The 8,193-nt window shown below is 69.2% G+C and carries 5 protein-coding genes; 1 reads left to right on the forward strand and 4 read right to left on the reverse strand.

Annotation, left to right across the window (positions count from 1 at the left end; all coding sequences use genetic code 11):
• Positions 1-29: 29 nt before the first annotated feature.
• Entirely contained in the window at positions 30-1,058 is a 1,029-nt protein-coding gene (gene sbnB / locus OG408_RS05820; RefSeq protein WP_326668636.1) for a 2,3-diaminopropionate biosynthesis protein SbnB, read from the forward strand.
• Here the strand turns inward: sbnB and OG408_RS05825 are convergent.
• From OG408_RS05825 to OG408_RS05840, 4 genes are all read right to left on the reverse strand, one after another.
• Positions 1,049-3,550 (reverse strand): aminotransferase class I/II-fold pyridoxal phosphate-dependent enzyme, encoded by a 2,502-nt coding sequence (locus OG408_RS05825; RefSeq protein WP_326668638.1) that lies wholly within the window; start codon positions 3,548-3,550, stop codon positions 1,049-1,051. The two genes, sbnB and OG408_RS05825, sit on opposite strands and share 10 nt — an antisense overlap.
• A complete protein-coding gene (gene hppD / locus OG408_RS05830) occupies positions 3,547-4,563 on the reverse strand; it encodes a 4-hydroxyphenylpyruvate dioxygenase (protein ID WP_326668640.1) in 1,017 nt (338 codons plus the stop codon). Before hppD ends, OG408_RS05825 begins: the two co-directional genes overlap by 4 nt.
• A 75-nt stretch (positions 4,564-4,638) precedes the next feature.
• A complete protein-coding gene (locus OG408_RS05835) occupies positions 4,639-6,228 on the reverse strand; it encodes an MBL fold metallo-hydrolase (RefSeq protein ID WP_326668642.1) in 1,590 nt (529 codons plus the stop codon).
• A 575-nt stretch (positions 6,229-6,803) separates the two neighbouring features.
• Positions 6,804-7,721, reverse strand: coding sequence for an ABC transporter ATP-binding protein (locus OG408_RS05840; RefSeq protein ID WP_326668644.1), 918 nt, complete (start codon positions 7,719-7,721; stop codon positions 6,804-6,806).
• Positions 7,722-8,193 lie beyond the last annotated feature (472 nt).

Genomic DNA, 8,193 nt, shown 5'->3' on the forward strand with positions numbered 1-8,193 from the left:
CCCGCACTCACACACTCTGGAGCTGAGCCATGTCCCACGCCCCCTCGTTCGCCGTGATCCCAGGGGAGCAGGTCGCCGCCGCGCTGCACGGCCAGGAGAAGCAGGTGACCGAGCTGGTGGAGGCCGCCTACCGGATCCACGGGGAGGGACTGACCGTCAATCCGGACTCCTATTTCCTGCGCTTCCCGGACCGGCCCTCCTCGCGCATCATCGCCCTTCCCGCATCGGTGGGGGGCGAGGTGAACGTGCACGGAATCAAGTGGATCTCCTCGTTCCCGGAGAACGTCGAGGCCGGCATCCCCCGTGCCTCCGCCGTCCTCGTCCTCAACGACACCGAGACCGGCTACCCCTTCGCCTGCCTGGAGAGCTCCATCATCAGCGCGGCACGGACGGCGGCCTCGGCGGCGCTCGCCGCGTGCGCCATCGCCGACCGGCGCGGGGCACGTCCTCGCCGCGTGGGCTTCGTGGGCACCGGCCTGATCGCCCGCTACCTGCACACCTATCTCACGGCCAACGGGATGGAGTTCGACGAGGTGGGCGTCCACGACCTGCGGCGGGAGCACGCCGAGGGGTTCCGGGGCTACCTGCGCCGGGCGGAGCCCGGCACCGCGGTGACCGTGCACGATTCGGTGGATTCGCTGCTGCCGTGGGCTGACCTGATCGTTCTGGCGACCGTCGCGGGAGAGCCGCACATCCTCGACCCGGGGATGTTCGCGCACAATCCGCTGGTACTGCACGTCTCGCTGCGCGACCTCGGGCCTGAGATCATCCTGGGTTCGTGCAACGTCGTGGACGATATCGACCACTGCCTCAAGGCGAATACATCTCCGCACCTCGCGGAACAGCGCACCGGAAACCGGGACTTCCTCGACGGAACGCTCTACGACGTTCTGGAGGGCCGGGTCGTTCCACCGGCGGACAAGCCCGTCGTCTTCTCACCCTTCGGGCTCGGAGTGCTCGATATGGCGGTGGCGAAGCACGTGTACGACACGGTCACCGATTCCGGGGAACTGGCGACCGTGCCCGGCTTCTTCCACGAAATGCGGCGCTACGGCTGACCGCTCCTCGCGGCCTTGCACTCGGCTTCGAAGAAGCGCGCGAGTCTGGCGATTCCGTCGGTTGTCTGTTCACGATTCAGATTACTGACGGACAGCCGGAGGCTGTGGTCGCCGCCGCCTTCCGGGTAGAAGTACGACATCGGTGTCCAGATGACGCCGAACTCCTCGGCCGAGCGCAGCAGCGCCGCGTTGTCGACGCGGAACGGCACCTGCATCGCGAGGAAGAAGCCCCCCGTGGGGGCGTTCCAGCGGATGCCCGACGATGCGCGCCCGTTCTCCGGGAAGTGTGCTTCGAGCTCGTCGAGGGTGTGCCGCATCGCCTCGCCGTAGTAGGCGGCGGTGCGGGGGTTGAACCTGGCGGCGCTGCCTCCCCCGTCGAGCAGCAGCCCGGCGACCACGGCCTGGCTCACCGCCGGGGTGTTGACGGTGACCATGCTCTTGATCCGGATCAGCTCGTCGGCGAGCAGCCCCGAGGTCTTCCCCTCGCGGTCGAGCACGGGCTGGTCGGCCACGACGAAGCCGACGCGAGCACCGGGGAAGAGGGACTTGGCGTACGAGCCGAGATGGACCACGCGCCGCTCGGTGTCGAGGGCCTTGAGCGTGGGCACCTGCCGTCCGGGGCTCACCAGCCGGTAGGGGCTGTCCTCCAGGAGCAGGATGTCCTCACGCGCCGCCAGGGCGAGTAGTTCCTCACGGGTCTCAAGGGGGATGGTGAGTCCGGAGGGGTTGGAGTGGTCCGGGATCACGTAGAGGGCGCGGGGACGCCGGCCTCGGGCGCGCTCCGCGCGTATCGCCTCTTCCACGGCCGCGCAGTCGAAGCCCGCCTCGCCTTCCTCCACGGCCCGTACCGGCGCGTCCAGCAGCCGTGCGGCCCCGGTGATGCCCACGTAGCACGGGCTGGAGACGAGCAGCACGTCATCGGGCCCGGAGATCAGGGCGCGGACCGCGAGCAGCATGGCTTCCTGACAGCCGACGGTGACGACGAGGGACTCGGGCGCCACGTCGATGCCCTCGTCCTGGTGCAACGCCCCGGCGATGAGTTCCCGGATCTGGCCGCCGGCCGCACCGTACTGGAACACCGCCCTGCGCACCTGGTCCGGCGAGGCGCCTTCGGCAGCGAGGTGATCGAGGTACCGGCGCAGGGCCGTGATGACCTGCTCGGTCTCGAAGAAGCCCTCGTAGGGGCGGCCGGGCGCGAACGAGACGGCGTCGGGGTAGCGGTCGGTGATCTCGTTGAGGAAGTTCATGGTGTCGAGCAGCGGATCGGAGACGCTCCCGTGCAGGTCCTCCTTGCGCAGCCCGGACCGTGCCGGTGCGGGGACGGCGGGAGCCGGCAGTTCGGTGTCACGCTGCCGGGTGTCATCCGCGGTCCATCCCCGTCGTACCAGTGCGGGACCTGCCGCGCGCGGCGAGGGCGTGCCGGTGAGCGCCATGGCCTCCCGCAGCTCCTCGGTGACCAGGTCGAGTACCTCGCGGGCACCCTGCTCACCGCCGACTGCGAGACCGTGCAGTACGGGCCGTCCCAGCAGCACCGCATCGGCGCCCAGTGCCAAGGACACCAGGACGTCGGTTCCGCGCCGCACTCCGCCGTCGACCAGTACCGGGCACCGCCCCGCGACCGCGCGGGCGATCTCGGGCAGGGCCTCAAGGGCGGCGGGCGCACCGTCGAGCTGCCGCCCGCCGTGGTTCGAGACGAGGATGCCGTCGGCTCCGGCGGCCAGTGCCTCGTGGGCGTCCTCCGCGGTGAGCAGACCCTTGACGAGCACCGGCAGGCCGCTGATGGAACGCAGCCACGCGATCACGGACCAGTCGAGGTGCGGGTCGAACTCGGCGAGCGCGTGCGCGCTGGGCGAGCCGTAGCCGGTGCCCGAGTCGGCATCGGCGAGGTTGGCGGGCCCGATGCCGGGCGGGAGCCGGAAGCCGTTGCGCAGATCACGCACCCGCCGCCCGAGGCGGGGGGCATCGGCCGTGAGGACCAGCGCCTCGAACCCGGCGCGCACCGCCCGCTCGACCAGTCGCCGTGTGACCGACCGGTCGCGGAAGCAGTAGACCTGGAACCAGAGCGGCGCGGACGCGGCTTCGGCGATGTCCTCGAAGGTACGGCTCGCGAAGGTGCTCACTACGAGCGGGAGTCCCGCGGCGCCGGCGGCGAGCGCCGTCGGGACCTCGCCCCCGGGGGCGGCGAGGGAGTGGTAGGCCATGGGCGCGACCCCGATCGGCGCCGCCCAGGCTCGTCCCAGGATCTCGGTCGCGGTGGCCGGGGTGCCGAGCCCCGTGAGCATTCGGGGCCGCAGCCTCAGCTGATCCAGGGCGCGCTGGTTGGCGAGGAGCGTACGTTCCTCACCCGCGCCGCCCGCGAGGAAGTCCCAGATCCCGGGATCGAGCCTGCGCCGGGCGGCGCGCGCGTAGTCGGCGAGGGTCAGCAGCTCCTCCTCCCCGGGGACGAGCCGTTCACCTGCCGGTGCGCGGTCCGTCCCGTGCGCAGGGGTCATCCGGCGGTCAGCCTGTCGCGCTCCACGGCTTCGTACAGGGCGCGGATGTTGGCGCTGCCGAACCCGCGCGATCCGCGGCGCTGGATCAGCTCGTGGAAGAGGGTGTTCCGCTCGCAGGAGGAGCGGGTGAAGACCTGGAGCAGGTGGCCCCACTCGTCGCGGTCGACGAGCACCTGGGCCGCGCGCAGTTCGGCGACCTCGGCCGGCAGGTCGGAGACGCGTTCGGCGAGGACGTCGTAGTACGAGTCCGGGGTGCTGAGGAACGCGGCACCCCGGTCCCGGAACGCGCCGACGGCGGGAATGATGTCGTCCACCAGGAAGGCGAGATGCTGCACACCGGGCCCGCAGTTGCGCTCCAGGAAGGCGTCGAGCTGGCCCGGGTCCTTGCCGGGGACGGGCGCCACCAGGGTGCAGATGACGTTCCCCGAGTCGCTGCGCACCACGATCGAGTCCATGGCCTGGCCGCCGAGCGCAACGTACTCGGAGGAGTACCGGGCCATGCCGAACGCGTCGTTGTAGAAGTCCGCGTAGTGATCCAGGCTGCCTCCTTCGAGACAGACCGCCACGTGGTCGATCTTCTCGATCCGGCCCGTGGGGCGCTGTGCCCCTCCGGGTGTGGCGACCCAGTTGCGGCCCTCGGGCCGCGCCGCCTTCTCGGCGAGGGGAAGGAGGGTGTGCGTGACACCGCCGAAGCCCGACACCACGGGGTGATCCCGCACCGGCCGGTTGAGCACGGCCCCGGCCGCCAGCGCCGCGTCGCGGGTTGCCCCGACGTCGTCGCAGGTCAGCGCGATGTCCGCGATGCCGTCACCGTGCTCGTCCAGGAAGCTCCACACGCCGGGGCCCGAGGTGACGACGATCTGCACCTCGTTCTGCCGGAGCAGCGCGGAGCTGCGATCGGGCTGCACGCAGTCCGCGACCTGGGTGAAGCCGAGCGTGGAGACGAAGTGCTCCACGGCCGATGACTTGTTCTTGGCGTACAGCTCGACGTACGCGATGTCGTGCACAGCCATGCGGTGGTCCTCCGGGACAGTGGGCCGAGAGACGGGCGGAAGCGGGTGCGGGACGACGGGGCCGACGGCGCGCTGTCAGGACTGCCAGCGCCACTCCTGCTGCCTGTAGAGGTGGCCGGCCTTGATCCCCCGGTCCGCGCACCAGGTCATGAAGTCCTCGATCTGCCGGATCTGGTACGTGTCCTCGGTGTACGTCGTGGCCATGACGTGCCCGAGCCAGTCCTCCTCGCCCATCGCGTAGACATACGCTTCCTTGGCGCCCAGCTCGGTCATGATCGCGGCGGCCTGTTCGGCGTTGGAGCCGGACAGCTTGCGCGAGTTGCTCATCTTCTTGGTGACCGGGACGGTGAGCAGCGCCTGGTAGAGCCAGGTCAGCGGGGCGCCGTCGCACTCCATGCCGAGGAACGCGTAGTCGGCGGTGCCCAGGTGGCCCTTGATGTAGCGGTAGAGCGAGGGATCGATGCCGGACGAGTCGGCGCCGACGAAGATCTTCCTGCCGGCCAGTTCGACCCAGTACGTCGACTTGGCACGGATGTCGAGGTCGCAGTGCTCGCCGAGGAACGGGGTGGCGGTGACCTTGCCGCCGGGGAACTCGACCTCGTCGAAGTCGTCGACCTCGACCACGGGGAAGCCCTGGTTCCTGAGCATCAGCGCCATCGAGGGGTCGGAGAGGTTGCCGCGCGAGGAGCGGGGCACCACGATCGCGCCGACGCGGCCACGGAGCTGGAGCAGCGTTTCGAGGACGATGTGGTCCTGGTGGCCGTGCGTGATGACGACGAGGTCGATCCAGTCCGGCAGGTCGTCCAGCGTGTAGCGGTCCCCTGCGGTGCTGTCCGCGCTGATGAAGGGGTCGGTGACGATGGCGGCCTCGGGGGTCTGGAGCACCAGACAGGCGTGGCCGAAGTAGCGGATGCGCCCACCGCCCGCGATGTGCCGGTCCTCGGCGAGGCTCGGCCGTTCGCTGAGCATGCCGGACAGCTGGCCGGCCTGGGTGTCGTCGAGGTCCAGGGCATCGCGAAGATGGCCGAGGGTCGTCGGGTGGACACGGCTCTTGAACAGCTCGGCCAGTCCGTCGTGCCGGAACGGGATGCCCAGTTCCAGCACATCGGGCGACGGCAGCCGGGGTGTGCTCAGAATGAACGGGCGCTCGATGCCGGTCTCGAACGACAGCTGCACCGACTGGCGCTGGTCGGTGTAGACCGGGCTCTTGTACACGAGCGGCTCGATGAAGCGCAGCTGTGCCTGGTTGGCCGTGTCGTAGGCCATCTCGACCAGACCGCCCAGTTCCTCGGGCAGTTTGGGGTAGAGCGGTGTGAGGTCGAATCCGGTGGCGTTCGCCCGCAGCAGCTCCTGGCCGGTCTTGACGGCCTCGGCGAAGCGGAGCATGTCGGCGCGGTCCCGCTTGATGGCGGCGAGCAGGTCGCGCACCTCGTCGGCGCGCTCCTCCGGAATATTGATGAAGTAGCCGCCGCGCAGCTCCGGGTTGTTGCTTGCTGCTATGTGCACCTTCGGGGACTGAAGATACGACTCCAGGAGCGGCACCTGCAGGAAGGCGAGATTCATCGCCGCCTGCACGGGAGCCACCGTGTATGGCCAGGCGAAGAACCTGTCCACCAGCGGCTCGATTATGACCTTTGATCGCAGAAAGAGCTGCTGATCAGCCATCTACGCCTCTCCCTTCAGGAGATCCCGACAACATGGAACGGGCCAGCGGGGCCGCGTAGGACAAGGGGTGACAGAGAGCGCCGGAAACACCGAGGACGATCGGTCAAGGCGCTGTGTGCACACCCGCCTCGTCTCACACACGGTGCTCTCGGGTAGCAGGATGACCCGGCTGCGCCTGTCGATCAATACTCAGCGGGTGTGCACAGCAAAACGGGCGTTCAACCGAGTTCTTGCGGCAGTTGAACCCTTCTTCCGCCGTGCAGGCGCCGCCCGGATGAGGTCATCGGGGCATGCGGATTTCCCTGCCGTCGCTTCGGTCCGGCAGGTACGGACGTGCGGAGGTGGCATCTCGCACACGCGGGCCGCGTTCCGACGGACGGCCTGCGTCGGCTACCCCCGACCGGCAGGGACCAGGGCCTGTCCGGCGGATCTTCGTGGAGCAGCCCGCGGCGTCTGGTGCGTGCTGTCGGCGTGCGCCCGGATCACCCTCGTACTGGACGTACTCGGGTGATTCGGGCGTACGGCGAGAGTGCGTGCCAGGCGTCGCGGGCCCGCGAAGATCCGCCGGACAGGTCCTAGGTGTCCTCCGACGGATACGCGGTGCTGCCGGCGGTCAGCCGTATGAAGGCCTCTTCGAGCGACGAGGAGCACGGTGTCAGCTCGTGCACCGGGACCATGTTCTGAAACGCCAGGTATCCGACGTGCCGCGCGCTCATGCCGATGACGGAGAGCAACTGGTCGCCCGTCCATTCGACGTTGGCCCCTTCCAGTACCAGCACCTCGGCAAGCACCGTCGCGTCGGGGGTGCGCACCAGCACGGAGTGCCGGGTGTGGCGTGCGGCGAACTCCGCGAGACTTCCGGCGGCCAGCAGCTCGCCCCTGCCGATGACGATGAGCTCGTCGACGGTGTTCTCCATCTCCGATATCCGATGGCCGGAGACGAACACCGTGCGCCCTTCCGCCGCGAGCCGTTTGAAGAGGCTTCGCGCCCACGCCACACCCGTGGCGTCGAGGCCGTTGAGGGGCTCGTCGAATATCAGCACGGGGGGATCGCCCAGCAGGGCTGTCGCGATGCCGAGACGCTGCCTCATGCAGAGCGAGAATCCGTCGATCGGGCGTCCTGCCGCTTTCGGGAGTCCGGCCTCCGCCAGTACCTCTTCCACCCGGGTGCCTCTGATGCGGTTGCTCCGTGCGAGCGAGGACAGATGGGCCGCGGCCGTATCGCCGCCGTACACGTCATCCGTGTCCAGGAGCGCGCCGATGTGGTGCAGGCCGCGCGGGAACTCGCACGGAGGCCTGTTCCCCACCCTGACCGAGCCGCTGGTGGGGGCGAGCAGTCCCAGGATCAGCTGCAGCGTGGTGCTCTTCCCCGCACCGTTGGGGCCGAGAAGGCCGGTGACCTCACCGGGGCGCACGGTGAAGGTCAGGTTCCGCACGGCAGTGGTTCTGCCGTATCTCTTCGTCAGCTCATGGGCCTCGATCACAGGACTCATAGTGCCGTACCGGAAGTTGGCGAAGAGTGGCCTTTCCGGGAAATACCGGAGGGAGTCCGAGGAGAACGAGGAGAACGAGGGAACTCCGGACCGGAGAGCCGCGGTTACCGGCTGACACGGTGAATTGCGAGAATCCGCCATTCCGCCTCGCGCGGAGGCCTCTGATGGAATGAATGAGCACGGGGAATCACCACTGACCGCGGCGCGCAAGAGGAAATCCCGCCATTCAATGAAGGCCGCCGGTCTTCCGTTTGAAAAGGACAGCGGGCCGCACGACAGCGGCGATGACGGCCACGCTGCGGCAATCCGTGCAGGTGGCGCCGCCCCAGGGATAACCATGATCCGTTGTCGGTCATCGGTGTTCTCCGGTCGGGGCCGCAAGGGATCCCGCGGGCGCGTCGGGAAGGCAGACCGTCGCGGGGGCCAGGGGTGGCTTACGCCTCCCCCGGCCCCTCATCCGACCGGCCGCGTA

Source organism: Streptomyces sp. NBC_01257, from assembly GCF_035917255.1.
GTDB lineage: Bacteria > Actinomycetota > Actinomycetes > Streptomycetales > Streptomycetaceae > Streptomyces.